Below are 24,596 nucleotides of genomic sequence, written 5' to 3' on the forward strand. Positions count from 1 at the left end.
GGTGAGAGAGGAGAGCCCCCGACAAGGTATGAGGAGGCCCGACTCGGACCGTGCTTCCTCGCGGCGCAGCACACCGCGTTCCGGTCGCGGCGGGCAGACGTTTAGCGAACGCTATATTGCCGGCGTTCCCGCCCGTATCATGCGCCCCCGTTTGATATTCATGGCCTGCCTGTTTACCTTGGTGTGCTTTGGCCTGCTGATGGTGTACTCGGCGTCTTCGGTCGAGGCGCTGCACGAGAATGGCTCGGCGACGTTTTTTCTGTTTCGACAAGCCGCGTTTGCCGGAGTTGGCGTGCTGGCTATGGTTGCCATCGTGCGCATCTTGCCGGACAGCTGGTTTGGGGAGGATGTGCTCAGGATCTTCCTTATCGGCATGATCGGGCTACTGCTTCTGGTGTTCTTGGTGGGCAGCGGCAGCCGTGGCGCCACGCGCTGGCTCAACATCGCCGGTATTCAGTTCCAGCCTTCCGAGTTTTTAAAGCCATTTGCCATTGCGTATTCGGCCATCATGCTTGATCGCTTCTTTTCGCCCGGTGGCAACATCAACGAATTCCTTCGCAAGATGGGCATCTACCTGGGCATTTCGCTCTTTCTGATCTTTATCCAGCCCGATTTCGGTACTGTCCTGATCATCCTGTTGACCCTCATGTGCATGGCGTTGTTTGCGGGTCTCGACCCCAGATTTATCATCGGCGTGCTAATCTTCGGCATTCTCGTGATCATGATTGCGCTTGTCGCAGAGCCGTACCGTATGGTGCGTATTCAGGTTGCCTTGAACCCTTGGGCCGACGAGTATGGTGACGGCTATCAGGCCACGCTTGCCATCATGGCCTTTGCCTCGGGCGGTCTGTTCGGCCGCGGCATTGGCAACTCAACCATGAAGTACTCGTATCTGCCCGAAGCGCACAACGACTACATCCTGGCCATCATTGGCGAGGAAGTCGGTTTTGTCGGAACCGTGCTGTTCTTCTTGGTGTTTGCGATGCTGATCTACTCGGCGTTTCGCATTGCCGAGCAGGCGACCGATCGTCGGGGCGCGCTTATGGCGTCTGGCTCCGCGGTCATTCTCGCGGTGCAGTTTTTGATTAATGCGCTGGGCATCCTCAACGTGTTTCCCATGACGGGCAAACCGCTGCCGTTTATTAGCTACGGCGGTTCGTCGATTATTGTGTCGCTCATGCTTGCCGGGTTGATCCTGCGCGTTTCGTACGAGAGCGCCCGCCGCGATGAGTATGACCGCCGCCGTGAGAGCTTTGCCGTTATGGATGAGAGTACCGCCGGCGTGCCTCACGTGCGCGGCGAGCGATCTTCGCGTAACGGTTTTACCGTCCTGGATGGCTCTGCGACCGACCCCGCAGCCCGCCCGCGTCAGCGAACGGCGCCGCAAGGTCGTCCTCAGCGCCCCACTCCTCGCAATGCGGGCGGCGGATATAATCGAATCGATTTGAACTCAGACCCGTCGGCGCGTCTGCGTACCGACGACCAGGGACCGCGTGTACGAAGGGACTACCATGACCGATAAAATGACCGTTGCTATTGCAGCCGGCGGCACGGCAGGGCACATCAACCCCGCGCTCGCCTTGGCCGAAGAGCTGCGTGACCGTGGCCACCACGTTGTGTTCGTAGGCCAGTCGCGCAAGCTCGAGGGTCGTCTGGTCCCCGAGGCTGGGTTTGATTTTGTGCCCATTACGGTCACAGGCTTCGACCGCTCCCGTCCTTGGACGGCGCTGACCTCGCTGTGGCGTGTCAACAAGGCCAAGCGTGCGCTCGCCAGTCATTTTTCAAAGGTTGGCAAGCCCGATGCCGCCATTGGTTTTGGTGCCTATGTCGAGGTTCCGCTGCTGGGGTGGTGCAAGGGCGCGGGCGTTCCGTATCTGCTGCATGAGCAGAACTCTGTTCCGGGCCTGGCCAACAAGATGATGAACTCCCACGCCGCCCGCGTGTGCATCTCGGTGCCGGCAGCGCGTTCGGTCTTTGAGCGCGAAGGTGACCCTGGCCACGTGCTCATGACCGGCAACCCCGTACGTCGCTCGGTAATCGAGGGCGATCGCGCTCGCGGCCGCAAGGCACTTGGCGTTCCCGAGGACGCTACGCTGCTGCTCGTCTTTGGCGGTTCACTTGGCGCCCAGCACCTCAACGAGCGCGTGGCTTCGCTCAAAAACGAGCTGCTTTCGCGCAAGAACCTCTATGTGTTGCATTCGACGGGTGCCGACGGCTTTGAGGAGACCGAGCGCGCTTTGGCGCTGACGCCCGAGGAGGCGAAGCGTTACCGCGTCCAGCCTTACATCGACAACATGGGCGATATGCTGGCTGCTGCCGATTTGGTGCTCTCGCGTTCGGGCGCATCGAGCGTGGCCGAGGTCGCTGCGCTCGCCGTGCCTTCGGTGCTCGTGCCGTATCCGCATGCGACAGCCGACCACCAAACCACCAATGCTCGTTATCTGGTCGACGCCGGGGCCGGCGTGCTCTGCGCCGATGCCGATATCGACGGTTCTGCCTTTGCCGATGAGCTGCTGCACTTGGTCGATGACGCGGCGGCGCGCGACGCCATGCGTCAGGCGGCGCGTGGTCTGGCTCAGGATAGGGCCGCCGCTCTTCTGGCGGATGCGGTAGAGGGTTTGCGTTAGTTAGACGGGATATCGTCGGTCGCCCTCGCGCTGATGCGGTAGGTGCGGTACAGTTAACGGGTTACAGGCAGTGTTTACGCAAGGAGTACACGAGCACATGGCTGATTCCCAGACTGCAACCTCCGCGCCCGAGTTTAAGAGCGCCCACTTTATCGGTATCGGCGGCGCCGGCATGAGCGGCATCGCCCTCGTTCTGCACGAGCGCGGTTATGCCGTTACCGGCTCCGACCTTAAGACGTCACGTTATATCCGCCAGCTTACCCGCGCTGGTGTGAAGGTGCATGTGGGCCATGAGGCCGCCACGATCGACGAGGTCAAGCCCGACGTGGTTGTTGTCTCCACCGCTATTCCGGAGTCCAACCCTGAACTCGTGCGCGCTCGCGAGCTTGGTATTCCCGTGTGGCCCCGTGCCAAGATGCTCTCTGCTTTGGGCCACGGCTACACCACCGTCGCTGTTGCCGGCACGCATGGCAAGACCACCACGTCTTCGATGTGCGCCACCATGCTCGACCGCATGGGTCTGGATCCGAGCTTCCTGATCGGTGGCATCGTCGAGGGCTATGACACGAACGGCAAGAACGGCTCGGGCGACTACTTTGTCGCCGAGGCCGACGAGTCCGACAGTTCCTTCCTGTTCCTGAACCCCAACGTGGTCATTGTGACCAACGTCGAGGCCGACCACCTCGATCACTACTCGGGTATCGAGGAGATCGAGGCGACTTTCGCCAAATTCATGAGCCTGGTGGGCGAGGACGGCACCGTCATCGTCTGCGGTGAGGACCCGCATCTGGTCGAGCTCGCCAAGTCGACGGGCCGTCACGTGCTTTCCTACGGCTTTGCCGAGAGCAACGACATCGTCTGCATGCACCCGGATGTCAAGGGCATCCAGAGCGACTTTATCGTTCGCTTTGAGGACGGCACTGAGCACGCTGTGGAGATCAAGAGTAATCCCGGTCGCCACAACATGCTCAACGCCACGGCGGTGCTCACCGTCGCCCATGTCCTGGGCCTTGACATCGACGCCGCCGCCAAGGCGCTTTCGAGCTTTGAGGGCGTCCGTCGTCGCTTTACCCACGTGGGCGATATCGATGGCATCACCGTGGTCGATGATTACGGCCATCACCCCACCGAGATCAAGGCGACGCTTGCTGCCGCTTCGTCGCTGGGCTACAAGCACGTCGACGTCGTGTTCCAGCCGCACCGCTATTCGCGCCTGCAGGCCCTGTGCGACGACTTTGCCGATGCATTTGCCAATGCCGATAAACTGCTGCTGATTGATGTGTTCTCGGCTGGCGAGATGCCCATTCCGGGTGTTACCTCTAAGATGCTCGCCGATACCGTGCGCGCCAAGCATCCTGGCAAGGAGGTCGTGTACTGCTCCAGCCGTCTTGAGCTCAATCAGGAGCTCGAGCAGATGGTGGGCGAGGGCGACTTGCTGCTCACTATGGGTGCCGGTGACGTTACGACCGTCGGCCCCGAGTTTATCGAGTATTTGACTGCCAAGAAAGACGCTTAAGTCTAATGGGTCTGTTTAACGCCGTCATGGCGCTCTCGGGCATGATCGACACGGATGTGATCGAGGACGAGCGCCTTGCGCGTCATACGAGCTATCGTATCGGCGGCAAGGCCGACCTCTTTGTGACGTGCCATAGCTATCATGCCCTCCGCCGCGCCGTGGCGGTGCTCGATCGCGAGCAGGTGCCGTGGGTCATCATCGGCAAGGGCTCCAATCTGCTGGTTGCCGATGGCGGTTATCGCGGCGCCGTCATTTCGCTCGGACGTGAGTTTCAGCGCACGGTTGTTGCCGATGACGGTTGTACGCTGACGGTCGGTGCGGGCGTGATGTTTGCGCGCCTGGTCAACGATGCCCTGTCGCGTAGCCTCTCGGGCCTTGAGTTTGCCGTTGGCATCCCTGGCTCGGTTGGCGGTGCGATATCTATGAATGCCGGCACACGGACCGAGTGGATTGGCTCGCTGGTTGAGGATGTCGTAACGTTTGACCCGGCATCCGGTATCAAGCATTATGCGGGGTCCGAGATCACTTGGGGCTACCGCGAATGTAGCCTTCCCCGCAATGAGATTATCCTCGAGTGCGTGCTCAAGCTTAAACCGGCGCCCAAGGCCGACATTCGCGAGCGCATGGAGCGGTACCTGACGAGGCGCAAGCGTACGCAGCCCATGGGTCGCGCATCCTGCGGGTCGGTCTTTCGCAACCCGCCCGATGCGAGTGTGGGCAAGCTTATCGAGGATTGTGGATTAAAGGGTTTTTCGATTGGCGGCGCGGAAGTTTCGCCCGTTCACGCTAATTTTATCGTTAATAACGGAACTGCCTCGGCCGATGACGTTGCCGCGGTTATCAGACATGTGCACGGAAAGGTGAGGGAGGCGTATGGCATCGAGCTCAGACCGGAAGTTAAATTCCTCGGCTTCTAGAGCATCGAAACCCACCTTCCGCCGCGCCGGAGGGCGTTCCGGCGCGCCTGCCAAACCTCAACGCAATACCGTCGCGCACTCTAAGTCTGTCGGGCATGCTCGACAGACCAGTCGTCCGGTTGTCGGCTCGCAGCTCGGCAATCGTCCGGCCGCAAAAAAGTCCTCGCGTCCCTCGGTGACGTCAAAGCCTGTTATGGGCGCCAAACCTGCCCGTCCCATGGCAACTCCTAAGCCCTCGACGGGAACTAAAGCGCCGCGTCCGGGTCGCACGCTGGGCGCATCGAAACCGCGCTCGCTGACATCGGTGCCGGCTACCGCCAAGAAGCCTTCGGGTAAAAAAGGCGTCAACCCGTTGTCTTCACTTGGGGCGATGGCAAATAAAACGTCAGACGCCGCTTCTCTCGTTACAGGCAAAGGCAAAATCGTGGGCGGCGTTCTGGCCGTCTTGGCCGTGCTCGTCGTCGTTGCCGTCGTGGTGATCAACTCTGGATTGTTTACCGCCACTGATATTCAGATTCAAGGCAGCGAGCATGTGACGAAGCACGATGCTATCCAGCTGATCGATTTGCCCGAGGGAACGTCGCTTTTTAACGTCGATCCTGACCAGATTACCGAGGACCTCAAGCAGAACCCGTGGGTGTCGGGCGTGGATGTCCAGCGTCAGTTCCCGCATACGCTCATCATTACGCCGATGGAGCGCAAGGTCATCGCAATTGCCTATATCAGCTCCGATGACCTTGCCTGGGCCATCGGGGATGATGACACCTGGATCGCCCCGCTGTCGACGTCGGTCGAAGTGGATGACCAGGGCAACGTCATCACGACGGGGCAGGGCTCAAATACCCTGACCGGCATTGATGCCGCGCTGGCGCTCGCTAAGCACTATGGCGCGGTGTTGTTGACTGATGTCTCGGCGGATGTCGCTCCGGTTTCCGGCCAGGCGGTGAGCTCCAAGGCCGTTAAGGCTGGCTTGGATTATGTGCGTGGTTTTTCGAGCGAGTTCTTGGGACAAGTCAAGGATATTTCCACGCCTTCGGTCGAAGCCATCTCGGCAAACCTCAATAACGGCATTGAGGTGTCGCTGGGCGATTCGAACGATATCGTCAAGAAGGAGCGCGTAGTCACCAAGCTGCTTTCGCAGGTAGAGGGCGTAACGTATATCAATGTGCGTTCTCCGGGTAACTATACATTTAGGAACGCTCCGACCTCGTAGCGCTGGTTGATGCTTTGTTGAGGGGCCATACCACGCCGTTTATCTGGTTTGTTTGGTTTTCACGGTCAATTATTTGACTGATACGTTCATAATGTGCAAACATAATACGGTTTACCTTTGCATTTACTTTCAACCTGAAGGTTAATGTGCGCAGGGGTCGACCCATGCTATGGCTATAACCTTTGTTCGGAGGACCGACATGCACGAGACAGAGATCAACAACTACCTTGCCGTCATTAAGGTGGTCGGCGTCGGCGGCGGCGGTACCAACGCGGTCAATCGAATGATCGAAGAGGGCATCCGCGGCGTCGAGTTTGTTGCCATCAACACCGATGCTCAGGCACTCGCGATCTCTGATGCCGATATCAAGGTGCACATCGGCACCGACCTTACCCGCGGCCTGGGCGCCGGCGCCAACCCCGAGGTTGGCCGCAAGGCTGCCGATGAGTCCCGCGACGACATTGCCGAGGCGCTCGCTGGCGCCGACATGGTGTTCATCACCTGCGGCGAGGGCGGTGGCACCGGTACCGGCGCTGCCCCCATCGTTGCCGATATCGCGATGAACGAGGTCGGTGCGCTGACCGTCGCCGTCGTGACCAAGCCCTTCACCTTCGAGGGCCGCAAGCGCAAGAAGAGCGCCGAGGAGGGCATTAAGACCCTCTCCGATTGCGTCGACACCATGATCGTCATTCCTAACGATAAGCTGCTCGACATCGCCGAGAAGAAGACCACCATGCTCGAGGCCTTCGCGATTGCCGATGGTGTCCTTTCCCAGGGCACCCAGGGCATCACCGACCTCATCACCGTCCCCGGTATCATCAACCTGGACTTCGCCGATGTTAAGACCATCATGAAGCAGGCCGGTACCGCCATGATGGGTATCGGTACCTCTTCTGGGGATACCCGTGCCGTCGATGCTGCCCAGCAGGCCATCTCCAGCCCGCTGCTCGAGAGCTCCATCGATGGTGCCACGCGCGTGCTGCTCTCCATCGCCGGTTCCAAGGACCTGGGCATCCAAGAGATCAGCGACGCCGCCGACGTTGTCGCCAATGCCGTCGATCCCGAGGCCAACATCATCTTCGGTACCGTTGTCGACGAGTCCCTGGGCGACCAGGTGCGTATCACCGTCATCGCTACGGGCTTCTCCGACTCCAACGTCAACCGCCAGGACGAGCTCTTTGCTGCTCAGCAGTCTCAGAGCAAGGCCGCTGCCTCCGCTGAGCCGCAACGCACCGCTCCGGCCACCAGTCCGGCTCAGGCCGCTCCGACCCGCAACGTTGGTGGCACCGAGCTTCCTAACTTCGGCAACGATCAGTTCGAGCTTCCCGACTTCCTGAAGCGCGGTAGCTTCTAAGTCGTTCTTTGCATTGTTGTGCACAGGGGCGTGTCCGTATGGACGCGCCCTTTTTATTTCGACTTTGTAAACTAGAACCTCCAATCTCTTTACGTTCCCTTTACGATTGCCTCCAGCGCAGCAGGTATCCTTTTAGAGAAGTATGACAGCCGTATAAACGCGGGCTGTAGCGGCGATGCCGCGGTACTTGTGTTATTAGGAGGCTTTAGTATGGCAGCACGTGCGGACAACGTTTCGCGTGTCGACCATGATGGAGTTACGTTGGTGGAGGGCGCGACATCCGATGTTCGCTTTGCCTTCACCGAGCGCGCCGGTGGCGTTTCCGAAGATGCGTACTCCTCACTCAACTTGGGCTCGCATGTTGGCGATGACCCCTTTGCTGTTCAAGAAAATCGTCGTCGTGCGCTCGAAGCTATGGGTGCCGCCGAGTGCGAGCACAACCTGCTCGTTCCCAATCAGGTCCATGGTGATCATATCGTTGCGGTGACCTCGAACGGCGCCGATGACCTTGAGGACGTTCGCGAGCAGATTGCCGAGGGCTGTGATGCCATCGTCTGCACGGCGCATAACGTGCCCGTGCTGCTCTGCTTTGCCGACTGCGTTCCCGTGGTGCTGGTGGCCCCTGGCGGATTTGCCGTGGTGCACTCCGGTTGGAAGGGCACGATTGCACGTATTTCTGCCAAGGCGTGCCAGGCGCTTTGCGATGCTGCCGGCTGCGATGCGAGCAACGTTTCCGCCTATATCGGCCCCCATATCTTGGGTGACGAATATGAGGTATCCCAGGAACTCATGGATCGCTTTGCCGCCGAGTTCTCTTGCATCGATGCGAGTGCCTCTCGCATGCTCGATCTTTCCGCTGCCATTCGCGAGGCGCTGGTAGATGTCGGTGTCGACGCGGATAATATCGTGGATACCCAGCTTTCGACTGTGCGTCAGAACGACCGCTTTTATTCCTACCGTAACGAGGACGGCACCTGTGGGCGCCATGCTGCGATCGGCGTGATGCTATGAGAAAGATCGTATCGGTCCTGAGCGCCGCTGTGCTTACGCTTACGCTGTGCGCCTGTTCTTCGGGATCTTCTACCTCTTCCATTACCGTCGCCGGCTCCACGACCTGCCTTCCTATCGCCGAGATTGCGGCCGAGGGCTTTAAGGAGGAGACCGGCATCGACGTGCTCGTTTCCGGTTTGGGTTCTTCCGCTGGCATCGAGGCCGTCAGCGCCGGCACAGCCGATATCGCCAGCTCCTCCCGTGGACTCAATGCCGACGAACAGGATCTGGGCCTGACTCCCATCGTCATTGCCCACGACGGTATCGCGGTCATCGTGAACGACGATAACCCGGTCGATAACCTCTCGACCGAGCAGCTCCGCGATATTTACGCCGGCAAGATCACCAACTGGAAAGAAGTCGGTGGCGAGGACCTGAGGATCCAGGTCATCAATCGAGATGAGGCGTCCGGCACGCGTGAGGCCTTCCGCACCATCGTGATGGACGGCACCCCGTTCGATCGCCGCTCGGCCGTTCTTTCGGGCACGGGCCAGGTGCGCGACGTGGTATCTCGTTCGCGCGGTGCCATTGGCTACATTTCGCTGGGCTTCGTCGATAGCCTCAACGCCAAGACCTCGGTCAAGGCCGTCTCGGTCAATCATGTTGAGGCGTCCGAGAAGACGGTCGCGAGCGGCGGCTATCTCATCTCACGCGACCTTTACTTCTTTGTGAAGGGTGCGCCTTCGCAGCAGGCGCAGGATTACATCGACTATGTGACGTCCGAAAAGATGGACAAGCAGATTCGCGAGGCGGGCTTTATTCCCGTCACCAACGACGAGAAGGGGAGTGAGTAGCATGGAAGCACAGGAAAACTCCCAGACTGAGCAGAATGTTCAGACGCCCAAGAAGCGCGAGCTGGCGCTCGTATCGCACAGTACCTATATCAAGGAGAAGGCGCTGCAGTGGATCTTCTTTGCCTGCGCGTTCTTGGCGGTCGTTACCGTCATCCTGATTTTTGTCTTTACCACGTACTCGGCGCTGCCCGTCTTTACCGACATCGGTCTGGCGGACTTCTTTAGCTTTACGTGGGCGCCTTCCGAGGGCCACTACGGCATCTTGTCGCTGCTTGCCGGCTCGGGTCTGGTGACCGTCGGTGCGCTCGCCATGGGCGTGCCGCTGGGCGTGGGTACGGCCGTTTACCTGGTCGAGATTGCCAGCAAGCGCGTGCGCAAGCTCATCAGCCCCGCCGTTGACCTGCTGGCGGGCATACCCTCCATCATCTACGGCTTCTTTGGCATGATCATCATCCGCCCGTTTATCGCACAACTGACCGGCGGCCTTGGTTTTGGTGCGCTGACGGCGTGGTTTGTGCTCGCCATCATGATCGTCCCTACCATCACCACGCTCACCATCGATGCTCTCAATTCCATTCCCATGGGCATTCGCGAGGCATCGTATGCCATGGGCGCCACCAAGTGGCAGACCATCTATAAGGTCGTGCTACCTGCCGCGAAGCTGGGTATCGTTGATGCCATCGTGCTGGGTATGGGCCGTGCCATCGGCGAGACCATGGCCGTGCTCATGGTCGTAGGTAACGCCCCGGTTATTCCCGACAGCATTGCGAGCCCCATCTCGACGCTCACGAGCCAGATTGCGCTCGACATGAGCTATTCCTCGGGTCTGCACCGCTCGGCGCTGTTCGGCATGGGTGTGGTCCTGTTTATCATCTCCGCCACGCTGGTGGGCATCGTCCGTCTGATTTCCAAGAAGAAGAGGGGGTAGGCTATGTCCGATTCCGTTGACACGACGGTCGATACGACCTCGTCGCGCGAGCGCATCAAGCGTGCCCTTTCCCACGGCAAGAAGGGCCGCATCAACAAGGACCTGTCCAACAAGATCATGCTTGGCGTGTTCCGTGCCGCTGCCTACATCACCACGCTGGTGCTGGTCGCTATCATCGCCTACGTGGTCATCAACGGCCTGCCACACATCTCGCTCGACTTTATCTTCGGTTGGCCCCAGGGCGTCAACGCCGAGGGCGGTATTTGGCCCACGATCGTCTCGACCGTCTATGTGACGGCGCTCGCCATGCTTATCTGCACGCCGATCGCTGTGCTGGCAGCCGTCTATCTGGCCGAGTACGCCAAGCAGGGCAAGGTCGTCGAGCTCATTCGCTACGCTGCTGACGCTTTGGCCTCGGTGCCCTCCATCGTTATGGGTCTGTTTGGCTACGCCTTGTTTGTCGAGGCCATGGGCTTGGGCCTTTCGATGGTCTCTGCCGCCCTGGCACTCGCGCTCTTGATGCTTCCCATCGTCATGCGCACCACCGAAGAGGCCATTCGCGCCGTTCCGCGCTATATCCGTTGGGGCGCGTACGGCCTGGGCGCCACCAAGTGGCAGGTTGTCTCCAAGATCGTGCTTCCTTCTGCCTTTGGCCGTATTGCCACGGGCATCGTCCTCGCCATCGGCCGTGCCATTGGCGAGACCGCGGTGGTGCTCTACACCATGGGGCAGGCCATCAATCTACCTATTTCGCCGCTCGATTCCGGCCGCCCCATGACGGTTCACCTGTACCTGCTTGCCAACGACGGCATCAACATGAACGCAGCCTACGGCACCGCGCTCTTGCTGATGGTGATCATTTTGGCCTTCAACCTGTTTGCGCGCTTCCTGTCGCGCAAGCGTCGCTAGTTAAGGAGTCCCATGTCCGTTTATCAGTCCGCTCCCACGCTGGAGCAAGCGGCCATTACGGCCAAGGATTTCAACTTTTGGTACGGTGACTTTCATGCGCTGACGGGGCTCGACCTCAACATCGCCAAAAACGCCATCACCTCGTTTATTGGCCCTTCGGGCTGCGGCAAATCGACGTTTTTGCGCTGCATCAACCGCATGAACGACCTGATCGAGGGCACGCGCATCGAGGGCACCATGACGCTCGACGGCAACGATATCTATGCCGAGGGTGTCGACCCGGTCGATCTCCGTCGTCGCGTGGGCATGATCTTTCAGCAGCCCAACCCGTTTCCTAAATCCATCTACGAGAATGTCGCCTTTGGCCCTCGTCTGCAGGGCGTGACTAGCAAAAGTGACCTCGATGACATCGTGGAAGAATCGCTCAAGCGCGCCAACCTCTGGAAAGAGGTATCCAATCAGCTCAACAAGGATGGTTTGGCACTCTCGGGCGGTCAGCAGCAGCGTCTGTGCATCGCGCGCGTGCTCGCGGTGCAACCCGATGTCCTCCTGATGGACGAGCCCTGCTCCGCCATCGACCCCACGTCCGTCTCTAAGGTCGAGGATCTGATGGCCGAGCTGGCGCCCGAGATGACGATCATCATCGTCACGCATTCAATGCAGCAGGCAGCTCGTATTAGCGACTACACCGCATTCTTCTTGCAGGAAGTTGCCGGCGAGCCCGCCACGCTCATCGAGTATGGTCAAACCGACGCGATCTTCACCAGTCCGGTGGACTCGCGGACGGAAGACTATATCACCGGCCGCTTTGGCTGATCGGTGCGACTAGTCCCAAGCTGATCGGACCTGGTCCGGTGTATATTCACTGTGCGGGCGGCATGACCGCACCCAACTGATTGGAGTGAACCATGCGCAAACTGTTTTCCCGTCAGCTCGTCGAGGCCCGTCACGAGATGCTGAGCATCTATGAGGCCGTCGATCTGGCCCTCCACGATGCCGTTAAGGCCTATGTGACCGACGACCGCAAGCTCGCCACCAAGACCAAGAAGCGCACGCTTTCGATTGACGCGCGCTGCGCTAACCTGGAGGCCGTGTGCTACAACCTGATCGCCACGCAGTCACCGGTCGCCTCCGACTTCCGCTTGCTGCAGACGATTATCTACGTCGACTTTAACCTGCAGCGCATGACCGATAAGGTTCGCCAGATCTGCCGCGCCACGCGTCATATGATCAAGGCCGACATCTCGCTGCCCCAGGAGCTCGTCGGTACGGTCGAGGCCGAGGCTGAGGCCGTCTACCAGGTGCTGGGCTCTTCGCTTTCTGCGCTCGTCACTAACGACATGTCCATCATCTGCAGCCTGGCCGTCGAGGACGAGCCGGTGCATGCGGCGTACGAGAAGTTCTTCCGCACCTTTAACCGCATGGACACGGGCGATTTTATGGACGACGACAGCAACTATGACGACCTGCGCCGCGCCATCATGGTTTCGCGCTACCTCGATCGCATCGCCTCGATTTCCATCGATGCCGCCTGCCGTCTGACCTTCCTGTTGACTGGTCAGCGCATGAATGCCGGCGATATCGCCCGCACTGATGAGGATGAGCTCGAGAGCATGCGCGTGCCTTCGGGCGAGGGTGTTATCATGAGGCCCGCCGTCGACGCTCGCTACGTTGCCAAGGTGCCCGCTAACGAGGTCAGCGAGGGTCTTCGCTACCTGCTCGATCATCTTGAGGATGAGGACGATGGCGAGGACGACGAGGAGTAAGTAACCCCGTTCGTCGAAAGATTGTAAATACCTAAGTGAGCGCGGCCTTGCACATGCGGGGCCGCGCTCTTGCGTTAGCATGGGACTACTTGTTTGGCTGTCAGCGGAGGCGATTAGCAATGGATAACTATTTGGACTTGATGCGCGCTCGCCGCGAGCAGATTCTGGAACGTTTTTATGCGGCGCTCGATCGCGCAGGCCGTCCCCACGACGCCGCGCGCCTCATTGCCGTGTCCAAGACCGTTGGTGTCGATGAGACCGTTGCCGCCATCCAGGCGGGGTATCGCCATTTTGCCGAGAACCGCCCGCAGGAGCTGGTTCGCAAGCTCACGGGTCTGGCGGAGCATCCGGAGCTGCCCGAGGTACGCTTCGATATGATCGGCAACCTGCAGACCAATAAGATCAATGCGGTGCTGGGCTCAGCCGAGCTGATTCACTCGGTGGGTTCGCTGCATCTGGCGCAGGCGATCTCGAGCCGTGCTGTCCGCAAGATTGAGGCAGGCGAGCTCGCCGGCCCCCAGCGTGTGCTCATCGAGGTCAATGTGAGTGGTGAGGAGTCGAAGGGAGGCTTTTCGCCCGATGAGATTCGCGCCGCCGCGGGTGAGCTTGCGGAACTTGAGGGAATTTGCGTGCAGGGGCTTATGACTATGGCGCCCCGGGGGAATAAGGATGTGGCACGCCGCACCTTTGCGGGGCTTCGTGAGCTGAGGGATGAGCTGGAGGCGGCGCATCCCGATTTGAACCTGCCTGAGCTTTCCTGCGGCATGAGCGAGGACTTTGAGTCTGCCCTTGAGGAGGGCTCTACGCTCGTTCGCCTGGGCAGGGTAGTATTTAGCCCGGAGTTTGCAGTAAAATAAGGCTCTGAAGTGCGCACTGATTATCGGGGCGCCTGCACTAAACCGCGAGAGGACACAACCATGGGCTTCCTTGACGAGATTAAAAATAAAATGCACCTGGGCGGCCAGCAGGGTTACGACCAGGGTTATGGCCAGGACGACGACTACGGCTACGATGACGGCTATGACGATAGTTATCAGGGCAACGGCTACAGCGGTGCTTCGGGCGAGGGCTTCTACACCCAAGACGAGCCGAGCAACGGCCTGCTTGGTCAGACGCGCCGCGGTGAAGCTGAGTCGGTTGCCGTGTATACGCGCTCCGGTCAGCTGGTCGGCGATGACTCCCGCCATGCCACGACGTATAATCCGCCTTCGCGCTCGCAGGACAGTGTTGCGAGCGGTTATCGTCCTGGTGCCTATGACACGCCGTCGAGCTACGCCGAGAACACCCGCGCCCGTGCCGCCGCTGCGCCCGCGCCTGCACCGAGCGATGCCTCGGCCTATGCGAGCAATATCATCAACGCCACACCGCAGCTGCCGGCCTATGTCCTGCGCCCCGAGAGCTATGACGACGTGGAGACCGTGGTGCGCCGCGTTCGCACCAAGCAGCCTGTCGCACTGATTTTTGTGGGCGTACGCACCGAAGTTGCCAAGCGCGTCTTGGACTTCTCTTACGGCTTTGCCTGCGGTCTGGGTGCCACGGTCAAGGAGGTGGGCGACCGCGTGTTCATGGTGCTGCCCGCCGGTTGCGAGGTCAAAGATTCCGATCTCAAGAAGCTTCGTGCGGACGGCTACCTTAAGTAAAGACAAGACGAGGAGATTCCCATCAACATCTACACTATCGTCCAGCTGGTCAACACGCTGTTCAACTTCTATTCCACGCTTATTGTCGTCTACTGCTTTATGACGTGGATTCCCATGAAGCAGGGTGGTTTGCTTCAGGATATTGCCGCGGTGCTTGATAGCGTGTGCGGTCCGTGGCTCAACCTGTTCCGTCGTTTCATCCCGCCGATGGGCGGTATCGATTTTTCGCCGGTCGTTGCGATTATTGCGTTGCAGTTGGTGCAGAGGCTGGTTCTGCAGCTTCTTATAGGTATACTCGTGTAGAACTGACTTAGTAACTTACGTCGGGCGTGTAGCGCCGAGGCGATGAAAAAGGAGACTTGTTATGGCTATTACCCCTGCAGACATCCAGGCTCAGACTTTCTCTGAGGCCAAGCGTGGCTACGATCCTGCCGAGGTCGACGTCTTCTTGGAGACGCTGTCCTCTGAGGTTGACGCTATGCTCGCTAAGATCGTCGACCTTAAGGGTCGTCTGACTGCTACCGAGCAGCAGCTTGCCGATGCGCAGGCTCAGCTTGCCCAGGCTCAGGATGCCCCCGCCCAGGCCGTTCCTGCCGCCCCCGTGGCTGCTCCCGCCCCTGATTTCTCCGCTCAGGAGCGCCAGATTTCCGCTGCCCTGATCGCTGCCCAGCAGACCGCTGAGACCATCGTCAACGATGCCAATGAGAACGCTGAGCGTATCCGCAACGAGGCTGACGCCAAGGCACGCGAGGTTATCCGCCAGGCTCTGACCGAGAAGCAGGCCGAGCTCGAGGAGATCGATCGTCTCAAGGCTTCCCGTGAGGAGTTCAAGGCCGAGTACCTCAAGCTCATCCAGCACTTCATGGACGATGCCCAAAACTCCTTCCCGGCCGACCTCATGGCCTCCACGCCGGTCGGTTCCGCCGCTTCTCCTGCGGTGACTGTTCCCGCCGAGCCGCTGCCCGTCGCTGACCCGGTTGTCCCCGTGGCCGATCCCTTCGCCCCGATCGACAACTTCGCTGCCGACGACCTGGACTAACATTCGGCCTACAATTTAGTGCCTAGAAAGGACCCGCAGCTTGCGGGTCCTTTTTTATGACTGTACCGGGGCGCGCAACATAAAAAACCGAGCCCTGCACATAGTGGCGCAGAACTCGGCGAACCGGTGAGCGGTCAAGGATAGGTTTTAGGGCATGTCCCAAAATCTACTTGAGGAGGAAGTCGGAGAGGGGAATGGTACGGGCCTCGCGATGCTCGGGATCGGCGATGTGGTCGGCGGGATAGCCACAGACGAGCATATGATAGGGATAGACGCCCTTGGGCAGATTGAACTGCTCTTGTGCCACCTCGGGCTTAAAATGGCATACCCAGCACGTTCCCAGGCCATGCTCGGTGGCCTCCATCATCATCTGATCGCAGACGATCGAAGTATCGATGGCACTCGAGTTCATCTGATCATACGGGCGCACCCAAGCATCATCGGTAACGCTGCAAATAAGAAAGATAAGCGGAGCTCCAAAGATAGATCCATCACGAGCAAAGCGCGGCTGACAAGCAGCAGCCTTCTCCAACAACTCCGGAGTATCAAGCACCATCACGCGGGTCGGATGATTATTACAAGCAGAAGGAGCAATACGCCCAGCCTCAACAATGGCATCCACAACAGCTTGCTCAACAGAACGATCCTGAAATTCACGACAAGAATACCGACCCCGAGCCAGATCCAAATAAGACATACAAGCCCTCCAACAATTAAAAATCAAACAAACCCAAAGTAACCCAAACAGTACCCAAAGCAGCAATCAGCCAAACGCTCATCGAGGGCCAAAGTGTCCGAACGGATACCAAAGGTCCCTTCAGCCAAACCCCCATTGCGCTATAACTATCAGCCAAAGTTCCCAATGGTGGTACGTAAGGGAGCGGGCCCGGCCACTAATAACCTTTTGAACGACTCTGCTTGCAGCCGGAGTGAAAAAGGTTATTAGTGGCCGGGCCCGCGACCGCCGGGACACGTACCCCCAATTAACTGTTCTTCATGACAATCGAATCCACAACATCGGCCACATTCTCACAGCAGTCAGCGCAGTACTCCAGGAAGGCGTACACGTCGCGCCAGGCGATGACCTCGAGCGGATCCTTGCCGTTGACATGCAGGTTGCGCATAGCGTTGATGTAGAGCTCGTCGGCCTCGGACTCGATCGTGTTGATCTGGATGACGAGTTCGCGCAGGGTCTTGGACTTGCGGTAGTTGGGCAGCTCGACCATCAGGTCTTTCATGGCGCGGCAGGCGTCAGTCACCTTGTGGGCGATGACGATGGCGTCGGGATGGATGCTCTGGATGTTGGTGAAGTAGACGCGCTGCACGACGCCCTCGATACGGTCGAGCACGGTGTCGAGTGAGCAGCTCATCAGGTCCAGGTCCTCGCGCTCAAGCGGGGTGATAAAGGCCGTGAGCAGGGCGTCTTCAAGCTCATGGTGCTTCTTGTCGGCCGCATGCTCGATTGAGTGCATCTTGTCGAGCATATCGTGAATCTTCGCGGGATCGAAGTTCTCGAAAATCTTGGTGAGCAGCTCGGCAGCCTGTACGGCTAGGTCGGCGCAGGCAACGTAGTTGTCAAAATAGAACGAATCGGGTTTCTTTGCCATGGGTGGGTCCTTTCGAGGCGAAGACGGGTGTGAGAAGTATTACGGTCCGGATGGACGCTCGGTTTGACTAGATGAACATCATGAACAGCTTGGCCATGACAAAGCTGATGAGTCCGCAGGCGGGGAAGGTGAAGAACCAGGTGAACATCATGTCCTTGACGACGCCGAAGTTGATGGCCGAGAGGCGCTTGACGGCACCGACGCCCATGATGGCGCAGGTCTTGATGTGCGTGGAGGACACAGGGATGCCGGTAAGGGTGGCAAGCAGCAGGTTCGCGGCACCCGCGAGGTCGGCAGAGAAGCCCTGATACTTCTCGAGCTTAACCATGCTCTGGCCGACGGACTTGATGATGCGCTCGCCGCCCACGCTGGTGCCGATGCCCATAGTGGCCGAGCACAGCAGCATAATCCAGATGGGGATGCCTGCATCGCCGACGCTCGTCTGGCCGCTGGCAAAGGCCACGCCTAAAAAGAGCACGCCGATGAACTTCTGTCCATCCTGCGCGCCGTGCATAAAGCTCATGGCCGCAGCGCTCGCGATCTGAGCGTATTTAAAGAAGACATTGGCACGTCGCCTGTTGGCGGCGACGAAAAGAATCGAGACGAGCTTGCACAGGACCCAGCCCATGACAAAGCCCAGGCCGATGGAGAGCGCCAGGCCGTAGATGACCTTCATCCACTCGTGGACGTTGACGCTGCTCGCACCGCCGAGGGCGATGGCGGCACCGGTCAGGCCGGCGATAAGGCTGTGGCTTTGCGAGGTGGGGATGCCAAAACGCGACGCTGTGGCGCCGTAGACGACGATGGAGAACAGCGCCGCGCATAGGCAGGCGAGCGCCATGGTGCTGTTTCCGCCAAAGTCGACGATATGTGAGATGGTGTTGGCGACGCTCGCGTTAAAGTGCGTCATGATGAGCACACCGAGGAAGTTGAATGCGGCGCTCATGAGAATGGCGGCGCGGGCGGGCATGCAACGCGTAGTGACGCAGGTCGCGATGGCGTTGGGCGCGTCGGTCCATCCATTGACGAAGATGGCGCCCAACGCGAGGATCACGGTGACGGCAAGGACTGGGTTCGACACAATTTGGCCGAGGAAGGTTGAGAACGTTACGTCCATATATGGGCTTTCTCGAAGTTTGCAGACACGTTACAAAAACATGATAAATCGTATCACCTCCTGCGGGTCTCTTTACCGAGTTCTGATGGGAGAAGTGAACTTTTTGGCACTAAAATTGAATATTAGCCCTGTTGACCGCGGGTGTTCTTTTTGCTAACACGCCATGCGGACACGTGCGATTACTACGACACTCCAAAATCACAGTCTGTTCGCTTTACAACATGCAAACATGCGTTCGATAATAGGAGGCATGGAATATCGACAGACAGACGGCAAAACTCGGCGCGTACACAAGCAGTATGTGGACGTCGTGGCTCGCATCCTCGCGGGCGGACAAGTCGTGCCGGTTACCGTCTGCTGGGTCGACGGTCGCTGCTTTACGATTGACGAGATTGTCTCGTCCACGGGCTTTGGCTTAACGGTTCACGGTGTTCGTACGGCGACCTATAAGGTGCGTTTTGGCGGGCACGCGACCGAGTTGTATCTGGAGGACCAGACGCGCGAGCGGGCGGACGGCTCGCAGGCACACGTGATGCGTTGGTGGGTCTGGGCCTTTGATCGCACGCTCGAGGGCGAGCGCCGTAGGTAAGGACGTACGGCATTCGGGTACAATGACAGGAATCTTGTCAGCTACTGCGCTGTCGCGGCGCTTTTGAAAGGACGAAATTATGAACGATATTCAGGGCTATCAGAACGGCCCCATCGAAACCGGCGCAAGCCGTGCCAAGGAGATGTCGCCGCGTGCGTATAATCTTGCCATGTCTGCCCTCATCTTCTTGGGCTTTTGTGCCATGGGCGCTGGTGCTTACTTTACGAGCACCATGGCGTTTGCCCGCATGATGATGAGCGGCGCCGCCCTGCCACTGGTCTTTGGCTCGTTTATTTTGACCATCGTCGGCATGGTCATGATGTCGGCCGCCGCCAGTAAGCAGTCCGTGGGCCTGTCCCTTGTGGGCTACGTAATCTTTGCGAGCACCTTTGGCCTGACCGCGTCGTTTGGCCTTGCCAACTACGACCTGCCCACCATCAACACTGCCTTTATCGCCACGGCCGCCATCACCTTTGTCTTTGGCGCCTTGGGCGTGACGTTCCCCAAGTTTTTCCAGCGCGTATATGGCATCGGTTTTGGCATTCTGCTCGCCACTATTCTGGTTGAGATCGTGCTGATGTTCATGGGCGTCTCGCAGACCATCACCGATCTGATCGTAATCGTGGTGTTCGCCGGCTTTATTGGCTACGACACCTATGTTGCCACGACGGTGCCGCCTACGCTGCCCAACGCCGTGCTCATGGCGTCCAATCTGTTCGTGGACATTATCAACGTGTTCCTGCGCATCCTGAACATCCTTGGCCGTCGCGACTAGTGGCGAATTGCGGCGGTGCTTGCCGTGCGTGTAAATCGATGCGAAAGGCGGTCCTTCGGGGCCGTCTTTTTTGTACTCGGCGGGGTATCATGGATGGGAAAAGCCGATAGCGGCAGCGACAGGAAAGGTGACCACTTATGGCAGACGTCGACAACAGGAACCGTAACCGCAGGTCCAACCGAGCGGGTCAGCCCAATCCCAAGCGCGAGGCCCGTGCCAAGGCCGCCGAGCGTCACGTGGCAACTGTGTCCGAAGCGTGCGCCAAGGATATCGAGCGTTCGCTTGCCGGCGTGTGCGAGTTCGATGGTATGCCTGCCGGTTTTGTCGCGGCGATGAAGGCCAAGGTTCAGAGTGCTGTGGCCGCCGAAGAACAGGTTGCCGAGGACGTCGAGGGCGCGGAGGCTGCCGAGACCGAGACGGCGCCCGAGACCGAGGCAGCGCCTGAGCCTGCCGAGGAAATCGCCGAAGCTGAGTCCGCGCCTGCTGAGGAGCCCGCTCCGGTTCTGCCTGAGGTCACCGTGCTCGATGCCTCCGCCACGCAGGCCATCCTGGACAACGGTCGTGGCTATGCGCAGTTCTGCGACATGGCCGTGCTCGCCTTTGCCTCGTTCACCAACCCGGGCGGTGGCTACATCCAGGGCTATCTGGGCCAGGAGGCCACGCTGTGCGCCGATTCGTATCTGTACAACGTTCTCGATAAGCAGCGCAAATGGTACGGCGAGAACCGTCGCCGCAACATCAACTGCGAGCTTTACCGCAACCGTGCGCTGGTGGTGCCTGCGGTGCGCTTCGACCGCAACCACGTGCATGCATACGCCGACGTGATCGTGGCCGCCGCGCCCAACGTTAAGCGCGCCCGCCAGGAGTATCGCGTGAGCGACGATGCTCTGCTGGACGCCCTGCGCGACCGCATTCGCTTTGTGCTTGCCATCTGCGACGAGCTAGGTCGCGAGAAGCTCGTGCTGGGCGCTTGGGGCTGCGACAACAACGGCTTTGACGCAGAGGCCGTGGCCGAGCTCTTCCGCAAGGAGCTCGCGTCGGGCGACTTTAAGGTCAAGCAAGTCTTCTTTGCCGTGCCTTCTACGCGCTGGGATGAGGATTTTGCCAAGTTCGAGCACGTGCTGGCAAACTTCCCCGAGCGCAACGAGGAGTCCTATGCCCAGGTTGCCGCTCGCGCTGCGGCAGCTCGCGCCGCCGAGCAGACCCAGGCTGCTACCGAGGATGATGAGGACGAGGACGATTGGCGCAAGTACCTGTAATCGGTACGTGCTGACAGATAGGTCGAGCCGGCGGGAGAGGCTGCTTCCGTCGGCTTTTTACTGAGCGAGGGGCTTACGATGAAAAACGTTCTATGCTTTGGCGACAGCAACACCTATGGTTACGATCCGGCGGGCATGCGCGACGGCACCGCGGTGCGCTATGCGCAGGATGTGCGCTGGTGCGGCGTGGCCCAACGTGACTTAGGCGAGGGCTGGCATGTAATTGAAGAAGGCCTCAACGGCCGCACGACGGTACGCGACGACATGTGCCATCTGGACACCAATCTTAACGGCATCCGCGCACTTCCGATGCTGCTCGAGGCCCATAAGCCGCTGGATGCGATCGTTATTATGCTGGGAACTAACGATTGCAAGACGGTCTTTGGTGTGACGGCCTCCGATATTGCCCGTGGCGCCATGGCGCTGATTCGTGCGGTGCGTGCATTTCCCTGGACCAATGCCGCACCCTGCCCGCGTATTCTGCTGATGGCACCTATCAAGATCAAGCCGCAAATCGCCGATGTATATATGACCGATTTTGACGAGCGTTCCGTCGAGGTCTCGGAGCATTTTGGTGAGTATTACGCACATGTGGCTGAGCAGTTTGGCTGCGACTTTTTGAATGCCGCCGACTTTGCCGAGCCGGGCGATATCGACTATCTGCATATGATGCCCGAAAGCCACGAGAGCTTGGGACATGCCGTGGCAGCCAAGCTCCAAGAGATGCTCGGTGAGTAGCGCGACCCCAAGCCACCACAGAAGTTCCCCTTGCGGCGGCTTGTTTCGTTGCTTTGTCTCGATCTGTAACAGTTGTAAGGCCGAAAACGGGCTAGATGTTACAGATTGAGATTATTTAGGTCGATATCGGTCGTTTGTCTCGATCTGTAACATCTAGGGTCGATTTCGCCGAGTTACTGTTACAGACCGAGATTATCTTCTCAGCGGAATTTGAATGTCTCAATCTGTAACAGGTGGGCCGAAAAATGGACTCTAACTGTTACGGATCGAGATGTTTGTGGGAACCACCGCAAAGGTGCCTGTCCCCTTTGCGGTGGTTTTGGGCTGTGAATCTTAATACTGCCACATATGGTTAACGGGGCCGGAGCCTTTGCCCATGTCGAAACCTGCAGCGAGGGCGCCTGTTAGGTAGGCTTTGCCGGCGTTGATGGCGTCAGCGAGATCCATGCCCTGGGCCAGCGCGCAGGCGATGGCGGACGAAAGCGTGCAACCGGTGCCATGTGTGTTGCCGGTCTCGATGCGCTTGTGGCGGAACCACGTGGTGAGCGGATCGCCCAGGTGGTTGCCCTCATCATCGAGCGGCGCGGGCTCGGCCAGCACGTCGTTGGCCTCATTCACCAGATGTCCGCCCTTGACCAGGGCCGCGCAACCAAAGCGGCGAGTGAGGAGCATGGCGGCATTCTGTTGCGTGCGCTCGGAATCGACCTCGTAGTCGAGAAGTGCCATGGCCTCGGGAATATTGGGTGTGATGACCGTCGCCAACGGGAACAGGCGGCGGGTGAGTGCCTCGGAAGCATCCTCGGCAATCAGGCGTGCGCCCGAGGTGGCGACCATGACGGGGTCGACGACCACGTTCGTTGCGTCCCGGGCGCTCAGGCGGTCAGCGATGACCTCGATAATCTCTGCAGAGGAAACCATGCCAATCTTGATGGCGTTGGGGCGGATATCGTCAAAAACGGCGTCGATTTGCGCGGCGACAATATCCGGGGAGATGTTCTGTACGGCGGTGACGCCCAGGGTGTTCTGTGCGGTGATAGCGGTGATAGCCGTCTCGGCATACAGGCGGTGCGCCGTGATGGTCTTGATGTCGGCCTGAATGCCGGCGCCACCGCTGGAATCGGATCCTGCGATGGATAGAACGGCAGGTACCTTACTGCGATCCATGTTCGCTCCCTTGTTCGGTCGGAATCAAATGGGTCTTTAAGCCAGCATTATAAAGATGCCCGGGCCGACTCTATGTCGAACCCGGGCGGGCGATGCAATCTTTACGCAAATGCAAGCAAATGTTCACACGTCAACAATTGACAGGCACCAGCTCGCCGACAGAAGCGGCCGCGGCGACAGGCTAGTCCTCCATGCCGAGGTCGATCGTAGTGCCCTCGAAGATCTTGTTGACGGTGCGGACGGCGCACATCTTGCCACACATGGTGCAAGTGCCCTCGGTGGCGGCGGGGGACTCCTCGTAGCGCTTCTTGCCGGTAACCGGGTCGAGCGCGCACTTCCACATGGCGTTCCAGTCGAGCTTGCGGCGCGCCTGGCCCATCTTGTCGTCCATGTCGCGGGCGTGCGGCACCTTCTTGGCGATGTCGGCGGCGTGTGCGGCAATCTTAGTGGCCATGAGGCCGTCGAGCACATCCTGGGCGTTGGGCAGGCACAGGTGTTCGGCGGGCGTCACGTAGCACAGGAAGTCGGCGCCCGAGCTCGCGGAGATGGCGCCACCGATGGCGGCGGTGATGTGGTCATAACCCACGCCGATATCGGTCACCAGCGGCCCCAGCACATAGAACGGGGCGTTGTGGCACAGGCGCTTCTGCAGCTTCATATTGGCGGCGATCTCGTCGAGCGCCATGTGGCCCGGTCCCTCGACCATAACCTGGACGCCGGCGGCCCAAGCACGCTTGCACAGCTTGCCCAGCTCGATCATCTCGGCAGTCTCGGTGGCGTCGTTGGAATCGTAGAGACAGCCCGGGCGGCAGGAGTCGCCGAGCGAGATGGTCACGTCGTACTCGTGGCAGATTTCAAGCACCTCGTCGTAGAACTCGTAGAACGGATTCTCGTTGCCGGTGACCTCCATCCATCCAAACAGCAGCGAGCCGCCGCGGCTGACGATGTTCATAAGGCGGCCGGTCTCCTTGAAGGTTTTGATGACCGATTTATTGATGCCGCAGTGGATGGTCATAAAGTCCACGCCGTCCTCGGCGTGCGCGCGCACGACCTCGAGCAAATCGTCCTTGGTAAGCTTGACCAGCGGCTTTTCCATGTAGCCGATGGCGTCGTACATGGGGACGGTGCCCACCATGAGCGGCGTCTCGTCGATGAGCTGTTGGCGGAACTGGCGTGTCTTGCCCGAGTTGGAGAGGTCCATGATGGCGTCGGCGCCAAAGTCCTCGGCGATCTTGACCTTCTTCCATTCCTCGGCGGCATCGGCCTTGTCGCCCGAGATGCCCAAGTTCACGTTGACCTTGGTGGACAGTCCCTCACCGACACCAAAGGCGCGCATGCCCTTTTTGATATGCACGATGTTGGCGGGAATGGCGATGCGGCCGTCGGCCACACGCTCGCGGATGTACTCGGGTTCGCGATGCTCGCGCTCGGCGACTTCCTTCATCTGCGGCGTGATCTGCCCGGCGCGGGCGAAGTCGATTTGCGTGACGAGCTTGGGCTCGGTCAGTGTGCTCATTGGCACGGCTCCCTTCGTTGGCATTACCCATATCAGGTTTGCGGGTCAGGGCGGGCGCGCCCAATCTCAGCCTGCCGT

At 59.4% G+C, this 24,596-nt stretch carries 25 protein-coding genes; 20 read left to right on the plus strand and 5 right to left on the minus strand.

The features are described 5' to 3' along the window. Positions 1 to 28: 28 nt before the first annotated feature. From ftsW to ACESWY_RS06520, 16 genes are all read left to right on the plus strand, one after another. A complete protein-coding gene (gene ftsW, locus ACESWY_RS06445; RefSeq protein ID WP_373093684.1) occupies positions 29 to 1,522 on the plus strand; it encodes a putative lipid II flippase FtsW in 1,494 nt (497 codons plus the stop codon). Beyond that, positions 1,512 to 2,627: an undecaprenyldiphospho-muramoylpentapeptide beta-N-acetylglucosaminyltransferase gene (murG, locus tag ACESWY_RS06450; RefSeq protein WP_373093685.1), complete on the plus strand. Its 1,116-nt coding sequence runs from the start codon at positions 1,512 to 1,514 to the stop codon at positions 2,625 to 2,627. Before ftsW ends, murG begins: the two co-directional genes overlap by 11 nt. 97 nt (positions 2,628 to 2,724) lie before the next feature. Next, positions 2,725 to 4,143, plus strand: coding sequence for a UDP-N-acetylmuramate--L-alanine ligase (gene murC / locus ACESWY_RS06455; RefSeq protein ID WP_055286074.1), 1,419 nt, complete (start codon positions 2,725 to 2,727; stop codon positions 4,141 to 4,143). Between the two features lie 5 nt (positions 4,144 to 4,148). Continuing rightward, complete coding sequence (gene murB, locus ACESWY_RS06460; protein WP_006234257.1) at positions 4,149 to 5,060, plus strand: UDP-N-acetylmuramate dehydrogenase; 912 nt, start codon at positions 4,149 to 4,151, stop codon at positions 5,058 to 5,060. 424 nt (positions 5,061 to 5,484) lie between these two features. Further along, on the plus strand, positions 5,485 to 6,273 hold the full coding sequence (locus ACESWY_RS06465; RefSeq protein WP_239057629.1) for a cell division protein FtsQ/DivIB: 789 nt from the start codon (positions 5,485 to 5,487) through the stop codon (positions 6,271 to 6,273). A gap of 199 nt (positions 6,274 to 6,472) precedes the next feature. Next, positions 6,473 to 7,627 carry a cell division protein FtsZ gene (gene ftsZ / locus ACESWY_RS06470; RefSeq protein ID WP_022094491.1) on the plus strand — a complete coding sequence of 385 codons (1,155 nt, stop codon included), beginning with the start codon at positions 6,473 to 6,475 and terminating at the stop codon, positions 7,625 to 7,627. Positions 7,628 to 7,837: 210 nt separating this feature from the next. Next, positions 7,838 to 8,638, plus strand: coding sequence for a purine nucleoside phosphorylase YfiH/LACC1 family protein (locus ACESWY_RS06475; protein ID WP_152067754.1), 801 nt, complete (start codon positions 7,838 to 7,840; stop codon positions 8,636 to 8,638). Next, a complete protein-coding gene (locus tag ACESWY_RS06480) occupies positions 8,635 to 9,471 on the plus strand; it encodes a phosphate ABC transporter substrate-binding protein (RefSeq protein WP_373093689.1) in 837 nt (278 codons plus the stop codon). The genes ACESWY_RS06475 and ACESWY_RS06480 overlap by 4 nt, the downstream gene beginning before the upstream one ends. Before the next feature lies 1 nt (position 9,472). Beyond that, positions 9,473 to 10,399 carry a phosphate ABC transporter permease subunit PstC gene (gene pstC, locus ACESWY_RS06485; protein ID WP_152067753.1) on the plus strand — a complete coding sequence of 309 codons (927 nt, stop codon included), beginning with the start codon at positions 9,473 to 9,475 and terminating at the stop codon, positions 10,397 to 10,399. 3 nt (positions 10,400 to 10,402) lie between these two features. Then, positions 10,403 to 11,308, plus strand: a complete 906-nt coding sequence (pstA, locus tag ACESWY_RS06490) for a phosphate ABC transporter permease PstA (RefSeq protein WP_006234250.1) — start codon at positions 10,403 to 10,405, stop codon at positions 11,306 to 11,308. Between the two features lie 12 nt (positions 11,309 to 11,320). Next, complete coding sequence (gene pstB, locus ACESWY_RS06495; protein ID WP_055309817.1) at positions 11,321 to 12,124, plus strand: phosphate ABC transporter ATP-binding protein PstB; 804 nt, start codon at positions 11,321 to 11,323, stop codon at positions 12,122 to 12,124. Between the two features lie 92 nt (positions 12,125 to 12,216). Then, entirely contained in the window at positions 12,217 to 13,074 is an 858-nt protein-coding gene (locus tag ACESWY_RS06500) for a phosphate signaling complex PhoU family protein (RefSeq protein ID WP_148332195.1), read from the plus strand. Between the two features lie 119 nt (positions 13,075 to 13,193). Then, positions 13,194 to 13,931: a YggS family pyridoxal phosphate-dependent enzyme gene (locus ACESWY_RS06505; protein ID WP_148332193.1), complete on the plus strand. Its 738-nt coding sequence runs from the start codon at positions 13,194 to 13,196 to the stop codon at positions 13,929 to 13,931. A 60-nt stretch (positions 13,932 to 13,991) separates the two neighbouring features. Continuing rightward, complete coding sequence (locus ACESWY_RS06510) at positions 13,992 to 14,714, plus strand: cell division protein SepF (RefSeq protein ID WP_055251691.1); 723 nt, start codon at positions 13,992 to 13,994, stop codon at positions 14,712 to 14,714. 36 nt (positions 14,715 to 14,750) lie between these two features. Continuing rightward, entirely contained in the window at positions 14,751 to 15,017 is a 267-nt protein-coding gene (locus ACESWY_RS06515) for a YggT family protein (RefSeq protein ID WP_488212537.1), read from the plus strand. A gap of 61 nt (positions 15,018 to 15,078) precedes the next feature. Further along, entirely contained in the window at positions 15,079 to 15,753 is a 675-nt protein-coding gene (locus ACESWY_RS06520) for a DivIVA domain-containing protein (RefSeq protein ID WP_022094499.1), read from the plus strand. A 166-nt stretch (positions 15,754 to 15,919) separates the two neighbouring features. Here the strand turns inward: ACESWY_RS06520 and ACESWY_RS06525 are convergent, their stop codons facing one another. The 3 genes from ACESWY_RS06525 to ACESWY_RS06535 form a co-directional block, all read right to left on the minus strand. After that, the gene (locus ACESWY_RS06525; RefSeq protein WP_195520534.1) at positions 15,920 to 16,450 is read right to left on the minus strand and encodes a nitroreductase family protein; all 531 of its coding nucleotides are present in this window, start codon (positions 16,448 to 16,450) and stop codon (positions 15,920 to 15,922) included. 286 nt (positions 16,451 to 16,736) lie between these two features. Continuing rightward, positions 16,737 to 17,360, minus strand: a complete 624-nt coding sequence (locus ACESWY_RS06530) for a DUF47 domain-containing protein (protein WP_195520535.1) — start codon at positions 17,358 to 17,360, stop codon at positions 16,737 to 16,739. Between the two features lie 67 nt (positions 17,361 to 17,427). Further along, positions 17,428 to 18,477 (minus strand): inorganic phosphate transporter, encoded by a 1,050-nt coding sequence (locus ACESWY_RS06535; protein WP_195520536.1) that lies wholly within the window; start codon positions 18,475 to 18,477, stop codon positions 17,428 to 17,430. Between the two features lie 250 nt (positions 18,478 to 18,727). Here ACESWY_RS06535 and ACESWY_RS06540 point away from each other — a divergent pair, with 250 nt between their 5' ends. From ACESWY_RS06540 to ACESWY_RS06555, 4 genes are all read left to right on the plus strand, one after another. After that, positions 18,728 to 19,066, plus strand: coding sequence for a hypothetical protein (locus tag ACESWY_RS06540; protein ID WP_055309824.1), 339 nt, complete (start codon positions 18,728 to 18,730; stop codon positions 19,064 to 19,066). Positions 19,067 to 19,145: 79 nt separating this feature from the next. Next, positions 19,146 to 19,841 (plus strand): Bax inhibitor-1 family protein, encoded by a 696-nt coding sequence (locus ACESWY_RS06545; RefSeq protein ID WP_148332186.1) that lies wholly within the window; start codon positions 19,146 to 19,148, stop codon positions 19,839 to 19,841. A gap of 137 nt (positions 19,842 to 19,978) precedes the next feature. Beyond that, positions 19,979 to 21,100, plus strand: a complete 1,122-nt coding sequence (locus tag ACESWY_RS06550; protein WP_006234233.1) for a TIGR02452 family protein — start codon at positions 19,979 to 19,981, stop codon at positions 21,098 to 21,100. 78 nt (positions 21,101 to 21,178) lie between these two features. Then, positions 21,179 to 21,838, plus strand: a complete 660-nt coding sequence (locus tag ACESWY_RS06555) for an SGNH/GDSL hydrolase family protein (RefSeq protein WP_373093697.1) — start codon at positions 21,179 to 21,181, stop codon at positions 21,836 to 21,838. 333 nt (positions 21,839 to 22,171) lie between these two features. On the opposite strand, the gene thiD is transcribed toward ACESWY_RS06555, so the two are convergent. After that, a complete protein-coding gene (thiD, locus tag ACESWY_RS06560) occupies positions 22,172 to 23,002 on the minus strand; it encodes a bifunctional hydroxymethylpyrimidine kinase/phosphomethylpyrimidine kinase (protein ID WP_373093699.1) in 831 nt (276 codons plus the stop codon). Positions 23,003 to 23,183: 181 nt separating this feature from the next. Further along, entirely contained in the window at positions 23,184 to 24,518 is a 1,335-nt protein-coding gene (gene thiC, locus ACESWY_RS06565; protein ID WP_373093701.1) for a phosphomethylpyrimidine synthase ThiC, read from the minus strand. Positions 24,519 to 24,596 lie beyond the last annotated feature (78 nt).

The organism is Collinsella aerofaciens ATCC 25986, from assembly GCF_964237925.1.
Classification (GTDB): domain Bacteria; phylum Actinomycetota; class Coriobacteriia; order Coriobacteriales; family Coriobacteriaceae; genus Collinsella; species Collinsella aerofaciens_BJ.